The organism is Nocardia salmonicida (assembly GCF_036142455.1).
Lineage (GTDB): Bacteria > Actinomycetota > Actinomycetes > Mycobacteriales > Mycobacteriaceae > Nocardia > Nocardia salmonicida.
On sequence record NZ_CP108014.1, the window covers coordinates 86,526 to 104,302 of the forward strand.

Sequence of the window (17,777 nt, forward strand, 5' to 3'; positions counted from 1 at the left end):
CGGGGAAGCCTTGCTGTGTGGTCGACCGACCGCGTACGCCGGAAACGGAGGATCCTATGGCAAAGACAGACGACGAAACATTCATCTATCTCGCGACCTATCCGAATGAGGCCGCCGCTCGCGCGGACTACCAGGTCGTCAAGGATCTGCACAGCGAAGGCCTGGTCGGCTCCTACGACGCGGCCGTAATCACCAAAGACGCCAACGGCAAGGTGCACGAGAACAAGGACGAGACAGCCACCCGCCACGGTGCCTGGGGAGGTATCGCGGCGGGCGCGGTGCTCGGTGTGATCTTCCCGCCCGCGATCCTCGCATCGGCAGCTGTCGGCGGCGTCATCGGGGCCGTCGGCGGGCATCTTGCCAAGGGCATATCGCGCTCGAAGGTCAAAGAACTCGGCGACTTCATCGATCCCGGCCAGGCGGGCCTCGTCGTCATCGGGGAGCTCAAGGTCAAAGAAGCAATCGAGAAAGCTGTGACCAGGGCAGAGAAGGAAGTCGCCGAAGAGCTCGGTGTCGCGCCCGCCGATATCGATCGGGTGCTGCAGGAGGCTGTGAAGGGGCTGTAGCTACCGGGTCGGTCGCCGCGCGACCGCCCAGGCGGCGTTCACTCGGGCGTCGATGTCGTGGTTGACCCTGCCCCTGGATAACGCGGAGTCGACCGACGGCATCGTCGCGCGCGAGCTGTGATTGCGATCTACGCCACACTCGTGTCATAGTTGCCAGCGTTGAGACGATGTAGTCTCAACATGTGTGAGGGTTGTGTGCGGCACCTTCGCGTGGGATGGCGCAGACGTAGATCGAAAGACATCACATGAGCAATTCATCATTGATCACCACCGGTCTGCCGATCGCGCTGGCGATCATCGTGTGTCTACTCGGTGCTCATGCACGTCCTGGCCACCGCCTTCGGCTTCCTGATCACCAAGTGGCCCACGCGAACCAGCACCCCAGAGACACTGCCCGTTCGCTAGGGCCGCCCAGCGATTTCGCGATTGTGGCCCCAGAGATTCTGTCGAGCGCATGCCCGAGCAGTCTCAGGAAAATGTAAAGGAAGTCGATTCTCGATGATGAGAAAGCTGATCACTCGTCCGCTCTGCCGCGCCGCCGTCGGCGCGGCCGTACTCGCGCTGATCGCCGTGCCCACCGCGGGTGCTCAGCCGTCACCGGCGAGTGGGGCCCGCTACGTCGCCTTGGGCGATTCGGGTGCGGCGACTACGGGTGTGCTGAACATCGACTCGACAGCACCGCTGCTGTGCGCGCGCTCGACAGCGAACGCCCCGGCCCTGATCGCCGACGCACTGGGGATCAGCTACGAGGATCGCACCTGCAGCTCGGCGAAGATCCGCGACTTGGCCGGGCGCCAGTCGGGGGTCGTTCCGCCGCAGTTCGAGGCACTCGGCCCCGCTACCGAAATCGTCACACTGCATATCGGCGCCAACGACGCCGAGATGACCAAGTTCATCGGCAGCTGCCACGCCGCCGCGGTCACCGGAAGTTGCGCGACGGCGGCCGATCCTGCCTGGGACGCCGCCATCGATGCCATCGCCCCCACCTACACTTCCGCGCTGGACGAGATCAGCCGCCGCGCGCCGAAGGCCAAGATCTTCGTCGACGGCTGGCCCACTTACTTCGACCCGGGAACTTGCCCGGCGATGGTGGGGCTGCGCGCCGACGACGCGGCCTACATCCAGTCGAAGTTCGACCGCCTCAACGCCGTGGTCAGTCGCGAGGCCACCGCCCACGGCGCGATCTACATCGACACACGCCAGGCTTCGACAGGTCACGGTATGTGCTCGGCAGCAGATACCCGCTGGTTCGATCCAGTGGTCGGTGGAGACACGATGCTGCCCTACCACCCGACCCTCGTCGGGCACCGGGGAGTTGCCGAACTGATCGTGGCCACCATCCGGTCCTCCGACGCCGTCCCCCGCTGACAAGCTGTCGGCCACGGAAGCGTCGCTGCGGTGGTTTCGGTAGGCACGGGCGAGCAACGACAGGATTCGAGCAGTGCACAGTCCGAACCAGATCGCTGCGTTCGTGAGTGGATCGAGCCTCGAGCAGTCGAGTGATTTCGACGAGCTGCGTGCGTTGTTGACCGACTATGTGACCGGTATCGACGAGCGGGTTGATCGGCTGGTCGCCCAGCTGCGCGTGCAAGTGCCGGAGTACACGGTCTTGGCATCGTCCGACATCGCCTTTTTCACCGCGCCTATCGTCCGGTCGGTCTTGGAGCACGTGTCGGCGACTTTCACCGCGCCCGCCGCCGGCAGCATCAGCGCGGTGGGCGAGCTGGCCCGTCGACGGATGCGGCAGGGCTTCCCGCTGGAAACCCTTACTCGCAGCATCCAACTCGTCGCCCGGTTCGTGCTCGCGGCCCTCGACGAGGAAGCCTCCCGACGCGGGCTGCCGCCGAGGGTGGTGCTCCGGGCTCACGACGCGGCGTGGGAGTTCGCCAACGACGCCGCCGGAGTCATCGCCGAAATCCAGCACGACATGATCGCGGAGGGCCCGCGCCGGAACGCCGGACAGCGCGTGCAGTTCCTCCGCGCACTGTTGGGTGGACATCTGTCCGCCCGACGTCTGGCCACCGATGCCGGTGTGTTCGGGATCGACCTGGTCGCGCACTATCAACCGTTGCGCGCACGACCGGATGAGGTCGATGACCTGCCTGCGCTGATGGCCGTAGTGGCCCGCACGAGCGCTACCCGCGAGCAGCGACCGGTCCTCGCGGTCGCCGAGGGGGAGTTGTTCGGCGTGGTGCCGCGGCCGCCGGTGGTCGACGATCGGTGGTTGGTCGCCCTCGCCGAACCCGCACCGCTCACCGCCATGGCTAGCTCCTTCGACGAGGCCACAACGACTCTGCGACTGGCCCAGGTATTCGGTCGCAGGGGAGTGGTGACACCCGCCGATCTCGGGCCGTATCCGCTGGCGATGCTGGGGACCGGCGATGTCGAAAGGCTCGAGCGCCGACACTGCACAGTGCTCGACGACGGACGGGCCGGGCGCCGCGACATGGAAGACACCGTCTGGGCTTTCCTCGAACACGACAGGAACACCGACGCGACCGCCGCCGCGCTGATCGTCCATCGCAACACGGTGCGCTATCGGCTTTCGCGGTTCCAGGAACTGACGCACCTCGATCTCGCACACACCCACGACCTGATGACGGTGTGGTGGGTGCTGGCCCATCGACGCCTTCGACGCTCGTCACCGATGGGTTCGGCATGCCACTGACACGCTAGCGGTGTTGGCGCCGACATGGCCTCGGTCTGGGGGTGGTCGACCTACGCCACCCCGGCCGATATCGACCGGATAGAGGAGAAGCCGCTCGGCGAACGCGGTCGGCGACACGTCCGGACTCTCCGACTACAGCTATCCCGTGGACAAGGTTTTTTGTCAGCGGATCGGGGAACGGCGATCATCGCCGAAATGTGGCAGAGCTGCCATCGCGGAAACATGTTTTGCGCAGGTCGCCGTCATACCCGGGTGCTCTTCTGAGGGTGCGAGCGCACTCGAACACGCGGAGGCCCTGATCTGGCCCAAGAGCCAGGAATCTGTGCGCGAGAGGGGACTTGAACCCCTACGTCCGTGGACACCAGAACCTAAATCTGGCGCGTCTGCCAATTTCGCCACTCGCGCTTGGATGTGTACGACCGTCCAAACTCTACCGGGCGAATCCGGCTGTGCGAAGCGTAGGGGCGGCGTGGCGTACTCGTGGGTAACACGACCTGGGGTTATAACGATTCGGTAAACCTCAATGTGAGGGCCACTCATGTTTGAGAACTCGAGTAACAGGCCGGACCTGCGCGTTCAAACATGAGGCCGCGTCATGTTTCGCAATATTCTGGTACGGACGTACGAAAATACTGGGCAGTAGCTCGCTACCGGGCCAGAAACGTGAGGCTTTCCTCATGATTTTGTGCGATCGTGGCTTTCAACAGGCCCAAAGGGCTGCCGGATACGTGTGCGTGCCGTCGGTGGGCGACACGCCAGGAGAAGGAAGTCGAGCGTCTTGACGATCAACGAGAGCACCGAAATCGGCACGGAAGCGACCACGAAAGCGAATGGTCGCGGCCAGGCCAGGGGTGTCCGCGCGGCGCTGCTGGAGCAGCTGCGCACCGGAGCGGGATACGCGTTGGCGTTCGGCGGACAGGGTGCACAGTGGCTGCGCGAGCTCGAGGAGATCGGGCGCGACAGCGCGTTGGAGCCCGAGCTGGCCGCGCTGGTCAATGACGCTGCCGCGCTGATCGAGCCGGTTGCGACGCAGTTGCTGGTGGTGCGCCCCGGTGGATTCGATCCGATGGGCTGGGTGCTCGAGAGCGAGCTCGACGAGCCGGAGGAGCCGTCCTCGGCGCCCGCCGACTCGGTGCTGCGGTCGGTGCCCGTTTCCATGCCGGGTGTGCTGCTGACCCAGCTCGCCGCGACCAGGGCGTTGCGGTTGCAGGGTCTCGACCCGGCCGAGCACGCGCCGGTCGCGATCGTCGGACACTCGCAGGGGCTGTTCGCCGCCGCCGCGGTCGAAGCGGGCGGCACGCGTGACGCGGAGCTGCTGGCCATCTCGCAGCTCGTGGGTGCGGCCGCCGGGCTCGTCGCGCGCAGGCGTGGACTGATGCCGGTGGGCGAGCGCTCGCCGATGGTGGCCGTGTCGAATGTGGATCCGGAGCAGCTGCGGACGATCGTCGCCGAGGTCGCCGAGGGAGTCGATCCCGCGATCGCCGCCGTGGTGTCGATCCGCAACGGACGCAGGCGCGTCGTGATCTCGGGTGCGCCCGCGCAGATCGATCGAGTGCGCATTCGTTGCGCGCAGCTGCACGACGAGCAGACCCGTGAGCGCGAGAGCAAGGCCCGCGGTGGCGCGGTATTCGCGCCCGTGTTCGAAGACATCTCCGTCGACGTCGCCTTCCACCACCCGGCGCTGGCCGAGACCGTCGAACTGGTCGCAGGCTGGGCCCGCCAGTGCGAGATCGACGCCGACCTCGCCGCCGCCCTGACCCAGCAGGTGCTCGTCGACCCGATCGACTGGGTCGCCACCGTCGACGCCGTGGTCGAAGCGGGCGCGCAGTGGATCCTCGACCTCGGCCCCGGCGACCTGCTCTCGCGGGTGACCGGCGGTTCGCTCAAGGGCACCGGTGTCGGTGTGATCGCCGCCGCTACCCGCGCGGGTCAGCGCAGCCTGCTCACCCCGGGCGCCGCGCCGGAGCCGTCGACGCCGTGGTCGGCGTTCGCGCCGAAGCCGGTGCGTCTGCCCAACGGCCGCATCGTCGTCGAGACCGCGTTCACCAAGCTCACCGGCCGTTCGCCGATCCTCCTCGCGGGCATGACCCCGACGACCGTCGACGCGAAAATCGTCGCGGCCGCGGCCAACGCGGGCCACTGGGCCGAGCTGGCCGGTGGCGGACAGGTCACCGAGCAGATTTTCGCCGACCGGGTCACCGAGTTGCGTCAGCTGCTGCAGCCGGGTCGCGCCGTGCAGTTCAACTCGTTGTTCCTCGACCCTTACCTGTGGAAGCTGCAGCTGGGCGGCAAGCGCCTGGTGCAGAAGGCGCGGGCGGCGGGTGCGCCGATCGACGGCGTGATCGTCACCGCGGGCATCCCCGAACTCGACGAGGCCGTGGCGCTGATCGGTGAGCTGTCCGAGGCGGGCATCAGCCACGTCGCGTTCAAGCCGGGCACCGTCGCCCAGATCAAGGCCGTCCTGCGCATCGCCGACGCCGTTCCGGACTACCCGGTGATCATGCACATCGAAGGCGGCAAGGCCGGCGGGCACCACTCCTGGGAAGACCTCGACGACCTGCTGCTGGCCACCTACGCCGAGCTGCGCGGCCACGCCAACGTGGTGATCTGCGTCGGCGGCGGCATCGGGACTCCCGAACGCGCCACCGACTACCTCACCGGCGCCTGGTCCACCGGCCACGGCTACCCGCTCATGCCCCTGGACGGCGTGCTGGTCGGCACCGCGGCCATGGCTACCCTCGAGGCGACCACCGCCCCCGCGGTGAAGCAGCTGCTCGTCGACACCCCCGGCACCCCCGACTGGGTCGGTGCGGGCACCGCCAGCGGTGGAATGGCCTCCGGGCGCAGCCAATTGGGCGCCGATATCCATGAGATCGATAATGCCGCCTCGCGGACCGGCCGCCTGCTCGACGAGGTCGCGGGCGATGCCGACGCCGTGGCGAGCCGTCGCGCCGAGATCATCGCGGCGCTCGACGCCACCGCCAAGCCCTACTTCGGCGATGTCGCCACCATGACCTACCAGCAGTGGCTGGAACGCTATGTCTCCCTGGCCGTGACGAGCGAGGTGCCGATCTCGTTCGATTGCGGCAGCGATATCGGTGAAGCGATCCGCGACGCCACCCGCTCGGACTGGCTCGACATCAGCTGGCGCGACCGGTTCGCGGAGATGATGCGCCGCACCGAGTCCCGGCTCAACCCGGCCGACAGCGGTGAGATCGAAACCCTGTTCGCCGACGACGAAGCCTTCGAGCACCCGGTGCAGGCGCTGTGCGCGCTGCAGAAGCAGTACCCGACGATCGCCGACACCGTGCTGCACCCGGCCGACGTGCCGTTCTTCGTCTCGCTGTGCAAGACGCCGGGCAAGCCGGTGAACTTCGTGCCCGTCGTCGACGCCGATGTGCGTCGCTGGTGGCGTTCGGATTCGCTGTGGCAGGCCCACGATCCGCGTTACTCGGCCGATCAGGTGTGCGTCATCCCCGGCACCGTCGCCGTCGCCGGTATCACCCGCGTGGACGAGCCCGTCGGTGAGCTGCTCGACCGCTTCGAACAGGACACCGCGTACAGCCTGGTCAGGGCCGGTGTCGTCCCCGAGCCGGTGGACGCGCGCCGCGTCGCCGGTGTGGTGGCGGGACCGATCGACACCGTGCTCGCCGCCCCCGACGTGCAGTGGGCCGGTCGCACCACCGTCAACCCGGTGCATCGCCTCGGTGACGTCTCGGAGTGGATCGTCGAGCAGGGGAGTGCGGTGCATCGCGCCACCGGCGCCACCCTGACCGAAACCACCGGTCCCGAAGCCGAATTCGGCTACGTGGAGCTGACGGTGCCGCTGGTCCGTGATTCCGTGCGGATCCGCATCACTGTGCCCGCGAGCGTGTATTCCGGCGGCGCGCCGGTGATCACCGACGCCGATGCCGAGACCGCGATGTCGGCCCTGCTCGGCGTCGCCGCCGGGAAGTCGCTGCCCGAGGTGAAAGCCGGTGTGGCGCACCTCAACCTGGCATGGATGCCGGATCTGATCGCCGACCACGCCGGTGTCACGGGCTCGGGCCTGCCCGACACCCTCAGCACTCTCGGCCGTACCGCCCCCGATGTGCTCGTCGGCGCCTGCTGGCCCGCGGTCTTCGCGGTGCTCGGCGCGGCCCGTACCCCGGCCGGCGGCTCTGTCATCGAGGGCATGCTGGACCTGGTACACCTGGATCACCAGATCGACCTGCTGAGCGAATTGCCCTCGGAGACAAGCATTCTTGTCGTCCGTGCCGAAGGCGGCGCGGTGGTCGACACCGACATGGGCCGAGTGGTCGAGGTCGAGGTGAACATCGGCCTGATCCTGGATCAGGGACTCGACGCCACCCCGCTGGCCCGGCTCGTCGAACGCTTCGCCATCCGTGGCCGCAACGGCGCGGGCGAGCTCACCGATCCGCCGCGCGCGGCCGGTGCGGTCTCCGACGACGCCACCGACACCCCGCGCCGCCGTCGCCGCGATGTGAGCATGGCCGCCCCGCGCGCCATGCACGCGTTCGCCGCGGTCTCCGGCGACCACAATCCGATCCACACCTCCGATGCCGCCGCCAAGCTGGCCGGTCTGGGCAGCCCGATCGTGCACGGCATGTGGCTCTCGGCCGCCGCCCAGCACGCGGTGGTGGCGGTGGATCCCGAAAGCTCCGTTCCCGCACGTACTCTCACGGCATGGACCACCCGGTTCCTCGGCATGGTGCGCCCCGGCGCGACCGTGGACGTGCGGGTGGAGCGGATCGCGGTGGACGCGGGCGCCGAGATCGTCGAGGTCTCCTGCCGCGTCGACGGTGACCTGGTCATGACCGCGACCGGGCGCACCGCCGCCCCGAAGACCGTGTACGCCTTCCCGGGCCAGGGCATCCAGCGCAAGGGGATGGGCCTGGACGCGCTGACCCGCTCGAAGGCGGCCAAGCGGGTATGGGAGCGTGCCGACGCGCACACCCGCGAAGCCCTCGGTTTCTCGATCCTGGCGGTGGTGCGCGACAACCCGACCTACCTCAAGGCGCGCGGTGTCGAACACCGGCACCCGGACGGCGTGCTGCACCTGACCCAGTTCACCCAGGTCGCGATGGCCACCCTCGGCGTCGCCCAGGTCGCCGAGCTGCGGGAATCGGGCGCGTTCGTCGAAGGCGCGATGCTGGCCGGTCACTCGGTCGGTGAGTACAACGCACTCGCCGCCGTCGCCGGTGTGCTGCCGCTGGAAGCCGTGCTCGAGGTCGTGTTCCAGCGTGGCTCGGCCATGCACGAACTGGTGCCGCGTGACGCGCAGGGCCGCAGCGACTACCGGATGGCCGCCATCCGCCCGTCGCAGATCGGACTGCCCGACCCCGAGGTGATCGACTTCGTCAACGGGATCGGCGCCGAGACCGGCGAGTTCCTCGAGGTGGTGAACCTCAACCTGCGCGGCTCCCAGTACGCCATCGCGGGCACGGTCGCCGGGCTCGAGGCCCTCGAAACCGAGATCGACCGCCGCCGTGCCGAATTCGGCGGCAAGCGGGCCTTCATCCTGGTGCCCGGCATCGACGTGCCGTTCCACTCCTCGGTGCTGCGCGACGGTGTGCCGGAGTTCCGGCACAAGCTCGAGCAGCTGCTGCCCGCCGAGGTGCACCCGGAGGTTCTGGTCGGACGCTACATTCCGAACCTGGTGCCCCGTCCGTTCTCCCTGGACCGCGCCTTCCTCACCGAGATCGCCGAACTCGTGCCGTCGGAGCCCCTCGTGGCCGTCCTGGCCGACTTCGACAGCTGGGCCACGCGCGATGCAGAGCTGTGCCGCGTAGTGCTGATCGAGCTGCTGGCCTGGCAGTTCGCCAGCCCGGTGCGCTGGATCGAGACCCAGGACCTGCTGTTCACCGACACCGCCCACGGCGGTCTCGGCGTGGAACGGTTCGTCGAGATCGGCCTCGGCGCCACCCCGACCGTGGCGAACCTGGCCTCGCAGACGCTGAAGCTGCCCGCGTTCGGTGGGGTGACCGTGGAGGTCGTCAACGTCGAACGTGACGCGACGGTCGTCTACTCCACCGACACCGATCCGGCCCCGGTCGACGACATCGACGACGCCCCGGTCGAAACCGCGGCCGCGCCGACCGCTGCTGCGGCCCCCGTCGCCGCTGCTCCAGTGGCGACCGGCGGCCCGCGCCCCGACGACATCACCTTCAGTGCCGCCGACGCCACCCGCGTGCTCATCGCGCTGTGGACCAAGCTGCGGATGGACCAGATCGGCCCGGTCGACACCATCGAGGGCCTCTGCGACGGTGTCTCCTCGCGGCGTAACCAGCTGCTCGTCGACCTCGGCGCCGAACTCTCCCTCGGTGCCATCGACGGCGCCGCCGACGCCGACATGGGCGCACTGGCCGCCACCGTCGAACGTCTTGCCCGCACCTACAAGCCCTTCGGCACCGTGCTCACCGATGCCATCGGCGACCACCTGCGCAAGGTCTTCGGCCCCTCCGGCAAGCGGCCCGCCGCCATCGCCGACCGGGTCAAGAAGGTCTGGGAACTCGGCGACGGCTGGGCCAGCCACGTCACCGCCGAGGTCTCCCTCGGCACCCGCGAAGGCGCGAGCGTGCGCGGCGGTGACCTCGGCGGTCTCGCCGGCGGCGCGCTCAGCGATGCGGCTTCGGTCGACGCCGCCATCGACGCCGCAGTGCAGGCTGTGGCGGCACGGCGCGGTGTCGCGGTCTCGATGCCCTCGGCGGGTGGCGCCACCGGCGGCACCGTCGACGCTGCCGCGCTCGGCGAGTTCACCGAGCAGATCACCGGACGCGACGGCGTGCTCGCCACCGCAGCCAGGGTCGTGCTCGAACAGCTCGGCCTCAGCGAGAAGATCAGCGCACCCGAGGCGACTCCCGATACGCTCGCCGACCTCGTCTCGGCCGAATTGGGTTCGGATTGGCCGCGTCTGGTCGCCCCCGCGTTCGACGCCCGCAAGGCCGTGCTCATCGACGACCGCTGGGCCACCGCTCGGGAAGACCTCGCGAAGATGTGGCTCGGCGACGATGCCGCCACCGCGGAGCAGTCGATCGACGGTTTCGTCGGTGCCGGTGAAGCTGTTGCCGCCCAGGCGAGCTGGTGGCGTCAGCGGGCCATGCACGAGGCCCGTTCGGTGCTGGCCGGGGTGTACGCGCAGATCGCCAAGGCCGCGCTCGACACCACCGAGCCGGGTCTGTGGTCCGACGACCTCGCCGTGATCACCGGCGCCAGCAAGGGTTCCATCGCGGCAGCCGTCACCGGCAAGCTCCTCTCCGGCGGCGCGACCGTGGTGGTCACCACTTCCGGCCTCAACGACGAACGGCTGCGGTTCTACCGCTCGCTCTACCGCGACAACGCCCGCCACGGTGCGGCGCTGTGGGTGGTCCCGGCCAATATGGCCTCCTACCAGGACCTCGACGCGCTGATCGAGTGGGTCGGTACCGAGCAGGTCGACAACGCGGGTGGCGCCAAGGTCAAGGTCAAGGACGCCATGACCCCGACGATGCTGCTGCCGTTCGCGGCACCGCGCGTCGCCGGTGACCTCGCCGACGCGGGCGCCCGCGCCGAAATGGAGATGCGGGTCCTGCTCTGGTCGGTGGAACGGCTGATCGGCGGCCTGTCCGCCCTCAACGCCGACCACGACGTCGACGCGAAACTGCATGTGGTGCTGCCGGGTTCGCCCAACCGTGGCCTCTTCGGCGGCGACGGCGCCTACGGCGAAGCCAAGGCCGCGCTCGACGCGGTCGTCACCAAGTGGAAGGCCGAGAAGTCCTGGGCTACCCGGGTGACGCTGGTGCACGCGCTGATCGGCTGGGTGCGCGGCACCGGGCTGATGGGTCACAACGACCCCATGGTCGAGGCCGTGGAGAAGGCGGGCGTGCAGACCTGGTCGACCACCGAGATGGCCGACGAACTGCTCAAGTGGTGCACCTCGCGTGCTCGTCAGGTGACGCTCACCGGCCCGCAGCAGATCGACCTCACCGGTGGTCTGGCGCGCGCCAAGCTGGACCTGCCCGCGCTCGCCAAGCAGGCGCAGGAGGCCGCGGCCGAGCAGATCGAAGAAGCCGCCACCGCCGCGACCATCGCCGCGCTGCCCGCACCGCCCACCCTGAGTTCGGCGCTGCCCGTGCCTGATTGGGCTCCGGTCACCGCGGAACTGAGCGACATGGTCGTCATCGTCGGCGCCGGTGAACTCGGCCCGTACGGCTCCTCGCGCACCCGCTTCGAGATGGAGGTCGAAGACCAGCTCTCGGCCGCCGGCGTGCTCGAACTGGCCTGGACCACCGGTCTGATCCGCTGGGAGAACGAGCCGAAGCCCGGCTGGTACGACACCGAATCCGGTGACTTCGTACCCGAGGCCGACGTCGCGGAGCGCTACCACGACACCGTCGTCGAACGCTGCGGTGTGCGCCGCTACGAAGACGACGGCGCCATGCTCGACAACGCGGCCCCGCTGCTCACCTCGGTGTTCCTCGATCAGGACCTGACGTTCACGGTCGCAGGCGAAGCCGAGGCACGGGCGTTCGCCACCGCCGATCCCGAGCACACGGTGATCAGCCCGGTCGAGGGCTCGGGCGACTGGACCGTCACCCGTCAGGCGGGCACCGAGATCCGGGTGCCGCGCAAGGCGAAGCTCTCCCGCGTGGTCGGCGGCCAGATCCCGACCGGCTGGGACCCCACCATCTGGGGCGTCTCGGCCGACATGGCGGCTTCGATCGACCGGGTCGCGCTGTGGAACATCGTCTGCACCGTCGACGCGTTCGTCGGCGCGGGCTTCAGCCCCGACGAGCTGATGAGCTGGGTGCACCCGAGCCTGGTGGCCAACACCCAGGGCACCGGCATGGGCGGCATGTCCTCGATGCGCTCGCTCTACGTCGACAACCTGCTCGGCGAACCGCGGCCGAACGACATCCTGCAGGAAGCACTGCCCAACGTCGCCCTGGCGCACGTGGTGCAGTCCTACGTGGGCAGCTACGGCGCCATGGTGCACCCGGTCGCGGCGTGCGCCACGGCGGCGGTCTCGGTCGAGGAAGGCGTCGACAAGATCCGGCTCGGCAAGGCCGAGGTCGTGGTCGCCGGTGGTTTCGACGACCTGGGTATCGAAGGCATCGTCGGCTTCGGCGACATGTCGGCCACCGCCGACTCGGCGAGCATGCGCGCCAAGGGAATCAGCGACCGCTACTTCTCTCGCGCCAACGATCGCCGTCGCGGCGGGTTCGTGGAATCGCAGGGCGGCGGCACCGTGCTGCTGGCCCGCGGTGACGTGGCCGTGGAGATGGGTCTGCCGGTGCTCGGCGTCGTCGCCTTCGCCCAGTCCTTCGCCGACGGCGTGCACACCTCCATCCCGGCGCCGGGTCTCGGTGCGCTGGGTGCGGGGCGTGGCGGCAGCGAGTCGCGACTGGCGGCCGAACTGCGCAAGCTCGGCGTGACCCCCGACGACATCGCGGTGATCTCCAAGCACGACACCTCCACCGCGGCCAACGACCCCAACGAGTCGGAGCTGCACGAGCGCCTCGCCGGCGCGCTGGGTCGTACCAGCGGCGCACCGCTGTTCGTTGTCTCGCAGAAGAGCCTCACCGGCCATGCCAAGGGCGGCGCGGCGGCATTCCAGCTCATCGGCCTGTGCCAGGTGCTGGAGAACGGTGTGGTGCCGCCGAACCGCAGCCTGGACTGCGTCGACGAGAAGATGGCCGGCTACCCGCACCTGGTGTGGGCGCGCGAGCCACTGCGGTTCGGCGAGAAGTTCGCGCTCAAGGCGGGCCTGGTGACCTCGCTCGGCTTCGGTCACGTGTCCGGTCTGCTCGCGGTGGTCCATCCGCAGGCGTTCCTGGCCGCGATCGACCCGGCCGCGCGGGCGGAGTACCAGGAGCGGGCGCAGACGCGTCAGCTCGCGGGCAGGCAGCGCTTCGCCGAGGCCATGTGCGGCGGGTCGGCACTGTACGAGAAGCCCGCCGATCGTCGCCTCGGCGCCGACGGCACGCCGGCCAAGCAGATCCGTCAGCTCGAGGCCGACATGCTGCTCTCGCCGCAGGCCCGTCTCGACAGCGACGGCGTCTACAGCGCGAACGGATGGGGCTGCGGCACCGGGCAAATCACCCCGCAGTCGACCGAAGCGCCGTAGGCTGCCGCTTCGTGACGATTCTCGGTATCGGCTTGGACTTGGTGACCATCTCCGAGTTCTCCGAACAGCTGCAACGGCCCGGGTCGACCATGCTCAGGGAGACATTCACCGCTGGTGAACGTCGCTACTGCCAGAGCAAGCAAACCGACCCGGCCCGCAGTTTCGCCGCACGCTGGGCCGCGAAGGAGGCGGTGCTCAAAGCCTGGGCATCGTCTCGCTTCGCCCGCAGTCCACAGATCGGCGACAATCCGTACCCGCTCATCGAAGTCGTCAATGACGCCTGGGGCAGGCCCAGCATCAAACTCCACGGCCTCGCCGCGGAATTCCTGCCCCGGGTGCGGGTACACCTGTCCCTGACCCACGACGGCGACACCGCCGCGGCAATGGTGGTGCTGGAGGACCCGGGCGAGTTGGCCGATTTGATCGAAGGCCGAAACTAGAAGTCGCGAACCGTCATTTTTCTTCGGCGGTTCGCGATTCTTTTTCCGCGACAAGCAGATACGCCACCATCAGGCGCTTGAGTTCGGCGACGGCATCGGTGTTCGATTGATCTTCCTGCACCGAGAAATTCAGCATCGAATACACGACGTGCACCAGCACTTCGGCCATCATCGTGCGCCGGGCGCGCGGTGTGCGCGGCGTCAGCGGCCGCAGCATCTGCGAGACGACCGCGGCGAATTCCTTCTCGTGCAGCGCGCCCGTAGCCCGCGTGGAGGGGGTCGACTGCATCGCCAACCACACCTCGCGCCGCGACGGGTCGGTGGTCCACAGGTTCGCCATGTGGTCGACGAACTGGTTCATGTGTCGCAGCCAGTCCAGCGAGGGCACTTCACCGTGGAAGTCGGCCAGCTCGCGGGAAACCGCAACCAGGTCTTGTCGATTGAGTTCGCAGACGATCACGTACTTGTTGGCGAAGAACTGGTACAGGGTGCCGATCGGCACCTCGGCGCGCTGCGCGACCTCTTCACAGGTGAACGATTCGAACCCCACCTCGACCAGCAGCTCGCGCGAAGACGCCAGCAGCGCGTCGAATTTGCGCTTGCTGCGCTCCTGCGTCGGCCGCTTGCGCGGCATCAACTCTTGCGGGTCGTCCTGCAATTCCAGCGCAGGGTCCGGACGGCTCTGCGGTGACCGGGCCTGCGCGTGTACTTCCACCCATCCAGGCTAGCGGTATCCGCACATCCGCGACACGCCTCTACCGACAGCGTGTCAACAACTGGCAGAAATCCCGACCCATCCATGCCCTGACCGGTGACGAATCATCAGATAAGTGTGCGTCTATCTGCACGCTTGTTCGCGGCTAGCCAGCTCACGCCGCACCAGACCTACCGCGAAGTGACGGACCCCGCGTGGTCTCGTCCCGCACCGTTTCGCACAGGGGAAGGCAAGACTTGTGGCAACAGGATCTGTGGTAACCCTCGGCGTCAGCACCGAGCGTGGAGCCGTGCACGCGGTCGCGTTCGCCGAATCGGGCGTCACTCTCACGGATCGGATGCTGCTGCGGCGCACCGTCCGTGCCGGTGGTGATGGTAAGGCCGAAGTAGCGGCGGCGGTGCACACCGCACTCGACGCGATCGCGGCCGAACTCGACGACGAGCACGAGATCGCCGGGGTGGCAGTGAGTTACCGCGACGCGAACGAGCGGCGCGCGATCGTCACCCGTCTGGCAGAGACCGAATGGCGCACCGCCTCGCTGGTTTCGGCGAAGTCGGCGCATCTGTTCGTCGCGGGCGCGATGACCTGGCTGGACGAGTTCGACAATCTGCTCATCGTCGAGGCCGTTCCCGGGTATCAGGCGATGACACTGGTCGACCCGGGTCGCCATCGCGTGCTCGCCGCCTACTCGCAGACCGGCGCGCCGACGCCCGACGCCTTGCGGGCGGGCGTATCGGCAGCGTGGGATCAGTTCGAGGCTGCGTCGGTGAAGCCCGGCGCGGTGGTGCTGGTCGGTTCGTCGTCGGACGCGCCCGCGGTGCGCGACGCGGTCGCCGGGTTCGGTGTGCCGGTGCTGCCCTGTCGGTTGGCGCCGTTCGCGCCCGCCGCCGGTGCCGCGCTGGTCGCGCTCGGTGACACGGTCGTGGTGCCGATATCCACCGGCTCGCGCTCCAAGCGGGGGACGGCGATGGTCGCGGCGGCGGCGAGTGTGCTGGCCGGCGGGCTCGTCGCGGGTGGTTCGTATGCGGTGATCAACAGCGGTCGGCCGGTGGTCGACAACACCGCCGTGTCGTCGGAGCCCGGCGCCGCGTCGGCGCCGGTTATTCCGCAAGCCCCCCAGACACACGAGGCCGCCTCGGTCGAGACCGGGGGTGTGACGGAAGAGTCGACCACCTCGCCGTACGAGACGGTGTCGCCGAATCCGCAACTGGTGAACCCGGGCGAATTCCCCCTCGACTACCCGACCCAGCTGTACGGAGACGCGCCGCAGGAGGATCCGCTGCCGCTCGAGCCTGTCGCGCCTGTGGTGCCGCAGATTCCCGCCGCGGCCCCGACCCTGCCGGGAACGGGCATTCCGCTCAGCATGCAGCCTGCGCAGGCTGTCACGCCGGAAGGTCCGCGCACGGCATCCGCCGACTGACCGTCTCCACACTGAAGGGGCAGCGCGTGCGCTGCCCCTTCAGTGGTTTCAGACGCTGGTACGACGCCGGAACAGAATTCCCGCCGCGAGGTACCCGACCAGCGCGATTCCCGCGCACCACAGCACCGCGAGCAGCCCGCTGTTGCCGATCGGCGTGCCCATCAGCAAACCGCGCGTCGTCTCGATCACCGGCGTCACCGGCTGATTCTCCGCGAACCGGTGCAGCCATACCGGCATCGACGAGGTCGGTACGAAAGCGGAGCTCACGTACGGCAGGAACATGAACACGAAGGTGAAACCGTTGGCCGCCTCCGGGTTTCGCGCGAGCAGGCCCAGCGCGGCGGCCAACCACGACAGGGCGAACACGAACATCGCGAGCACACCGAAGACGCCGAGCCAGCGCAGCGGATCGGTGGTCGGCCGGAAGCCGAGCGCCACCGCCACCCCGATGACGATCGCCGAGGTGATCAGGTTGCGGATCACGCTCTCGGCGACGTGCCCGGTGAGTACCGCCGAGCGGGCGATGGCCATGGTGCGGAACCGGTCGATGATGCCCTCGGCCACGTCCGTCGACAGCGCGACCGCGGTGGTCGACGCGCCGAAACCCGCGCACAGCAGGATGATTCCGGGCACCACGTAGTCGATGTAGTCGCCCGCGCCCACGTCCATCGCGCCGCCGAACACGTAGACGAACATCAGCAGGATCATCACCGGCAGGGCGATCGTCATGATCATCGTGTCAGGGCTGCGCAGGGTGTGGCGGATATTGCGATCCAGCATGGTGGCCGAATCCTGGAGCGTGTGGGTGGTGCTCATGCGGCTACCTCGGTTCGTCCGGTCAGTGCGAAGAAGACATCATCGAGGTCGGGGGTGTGCACGGTGAGCTGGTCGATCGTGATGTCGAGTTCGGCGAATCGGTCGAGAAGCTGTTTGATCTCGGTGGCGCTGCCCTCCGAGGGCACCTGCAGGGTCAGCTGTTCGGGATCGGCATGTCCACCGGAGTCGCTGTCGAGCGCGCGGGCGGCGGCGTCGAGTAGTGCGCGATCGGCGAAGCGGAATCGGATGTGTCCGCCCGGCACCAGGCGTTTGAGTTCCTCGGGAGTGCCGTCGGCGACGATGCGGCCGCCGTCGAGCACGGCGATCCGGTCGGCGAGCTGATCGGCTTCCTCCAGGTACTGCGTGGTGAGCAGGATGGTCGTTCCCTCGGCGGCCAATTCTTTGATGGCAGTCCACAGGTCGCGTCGGCTGCGTGGGTCGAGGCCGGTGGTCGGCTCGTCCAGGAAGACGATGCGCGGCTTGCCCATCAGGCTCATCGCGAGGTCGAGCCTGCGACGCATGCCGCCGGAGTAGGAGGCGACCGGCTTGTCGGCGGCGTCGACCAGGTCGAAACGCTCGAGGAGTTCGGTACCGCGACGCAGCGTCTCGGCCTTGCCCAGGTGCAGCAACCGGCCGGTGAGCCGCAGGTTCTCGGTGCCGGTGAGTACCCCGTCGACGGAGGCGTTCTGGCCGGTGACGCCGATCAGTCGCCGGATCGTATCGGGGGCTTGCCGCAGATCGTGCTCGAAGACCTCGACATCGCCGCGATCGGGCAGGCTCAGGGTCGCCAGGATGCGGACCAGTGTGGTCTTGCCCGCGCCGTTAGGGCCGAGAAGGGCGAAGACGGTGCCCGCGCTGATGTCGAGGTCGAGGTCGTCCAGGACAACGTGGGCGCCGAAGGCTTTGCGAAGCTGCCGGATCGAGAGGGCGGGCGGTCGTTCGGGTGCCATGAGTTCGCTCCGATCAAAAACTGTTTATGTGGTATACCCAGTTTATAGGCTAAACAGTTCTTGAGCGCAAGAGTGGGCAGGTTAGAGTCGAGGCGAG

Annotated in this window: 9 protein-coding genes and 1 tRNA gene; 6 read left to right on the forward strand and 4 right to left on the reverse strand. The window is 68.4% G+C overall.

From position 1 onward, the window contains the following. The first annotated feature begins 56 nt into the window (after positions 1-56). The 3 genes from OHS03_RS00435 to OHS03_RS00445 all read left to right on the forward strand — a co-directional run bounded on the left by OHS03_RS00435 (position 57) and on the right by OHS03_RS00445 (position 3,234). The gene (locus OHS03_RS00435) at positions 57-566 is read left to right on the forward strand and encodes a DUF1269 domain-containing protein (RefSeq protein WP_328659863.1); all 510 of its coding nucleotides are present in this window, start codon (positions 57-59) and stop codon (positions 564-566) included. A gap of 498 nt (positions 567-1,064) precedes the next feature. Next, positions 1,065-1,934 (forward strand): SGNH/GDSL hydrolase family protein, encoded by an 870-nt coding sequence (locus tag OHS03_RS00440; RefSeq protein WP_328659865.1) that lies wholly within the window; start codon positions 1,065-1,067, stop codon positions 1,932-1,934. A 103-nt stretch (positions 1,935-2,037) separates the two neighbouring features. Further along, a complete protein-coding gene (locus tag OHS03_RS00445; protein WP_328659867.1) occupies positions 2,038-3,234 on the forward strand; it encodes a PucR family transcriptional regulator in 1,197 nt (398 codons plus the stop codon). A gap of 323 nt (positions 3,235-3,557) precedes the next feature. Here the strand turns inward: OHS03_RS00445 and OHS03_RS00450 are convergent. After that, a tRNA-Leu gene (locus OHS03_RS00450) sits at positions 3,558-3,639 on the reverse strand. 373 nt (positions 3,640-4,012) lie between these two features. Here OHS03_RS00450 and OHS03_RS00455 point away from each other — a divergent pair. After that, complete coding sequence (locus OHS03_RS00455; RefSeq protein WP_407942441.1) at positions 4,013-13,339, forward strand: fatty acid synthase subunit beta domain-containing protein; 9,327 nt, start codon at positions 4,013-4,015, stop codon at positions 13,337-13,339. A gap of 11 nt (positions 13,340-13,350) precedes the next feature. Then, positions 13,351-13,779 carry a holo-ACP synthase AcpS gene (acpS, locus tag OHS03_RS00460; protein WP_056821637.1) on the forward strand — a complete coding sequence of 143 codons (429 nt, stop codon included), beginning with the start codon at positions 13,351-13,353 and terminating at the stop codon, positions 13,777-13,779. 13 nt (positions 13,780-13,792) lie between these two features. On the opposite strand, the gene OHS03_RS00465 is transcribed toward acpS, so the two are convergent. Next, positions 13,793-14,413, reverse strand: a complete 621-nt coding sequence (locus OHS03_RS00465; RefSeq protein WP_082844012.1) for a TetR/AcrR family transcriptional regulator — start codon at positions 14,411-14,413, stop codon at positions 13,793-13,795. A 319-nt stretch (positions 14,414-14,732) separates the two neighbouring features. On the opposite strand from OHS03_RS00465, the gene OHS03_RS00470 reads away from it, so the two are divergent. Further along, positions 14,733-15,914, forward strand: a complete 1,182-nt coding sequence (locus OHS03_RS00470; RefSeq protein WP_131817155.1) for a hypothetical protein — start codon at positions 14,733-14,735, stop codon at positions 15,912-15,914. 48 nt (positions 15,915-15,962) lie between these two features. Here OHS03_RS00470 and OHS03_RS00475 read toward each other — a convergent pair whose 3' ends face one another. Then, the gene (locus OHS03_RS00475) at positions 15,963-16,730 is read right to left on the reverse strand and encodes an ABC transporter permease (protein WP_328659869.1); all 768 of its coding nucleotides are present in this window, start codon (positions 16,728-16,730) and stop codon (positions 15,963-15,965) included. Beyond that, positions 16,727-17,680 (reverse strand): ABC transporter ATP-binding protein, encoded by a 954-nt coding sequence (locus tag OHS03_RS00480; RefSeq protein WP_328659871.1) that lies wholly within the window; start codon positions 17,678-17,680, stop codon positions 16,727-16,729. The genes OHS03_RS00475 and OHS03_RS00480 overlap by 4 nt, the downstream gene beginning before the upstream one ends. Between the last annotated feature and the right edge of the window lie 97 nt (positions 17,681-17,777).

Coding starts and splice junctions, on each gene's coding strand:
- OHS03_RS00435 (WP_328659863.1), top strand. CDS start 57: ATGGCAAAGACAGACGACGAAACATTCATCTATCTCGCGACCTATCCG.
- OHS03_RS00440 (WP_328659865.1), top strand. CDS start 1,065: ATGATGAGAAAGCTGATCACTCGTCCGCTCTGCCGCGCCGCCGTCGGC.
- OHS03_RS00465 (WP_082844012.1), bottom strand. CDS start 14,413: ATGCCGCGCAAGCGGCCGACGCAGGAGCGCAGCAAGCGCAAATTCGAC.
- OHS03_RS00475 (WP_328659869.1), bottom strand. CDS start 16,730: ATGAGCACCACCCACACGCTCCAGGATTCGGCCACCATGCTGGATCGC.
- OHS03_RS00480 (WP_328659871.1), bottom strand. CDS start 17,680: ATGGCACCCGAACGACCGCCCGCCCTCTCGATCCGGCAGCTTCGCAAA.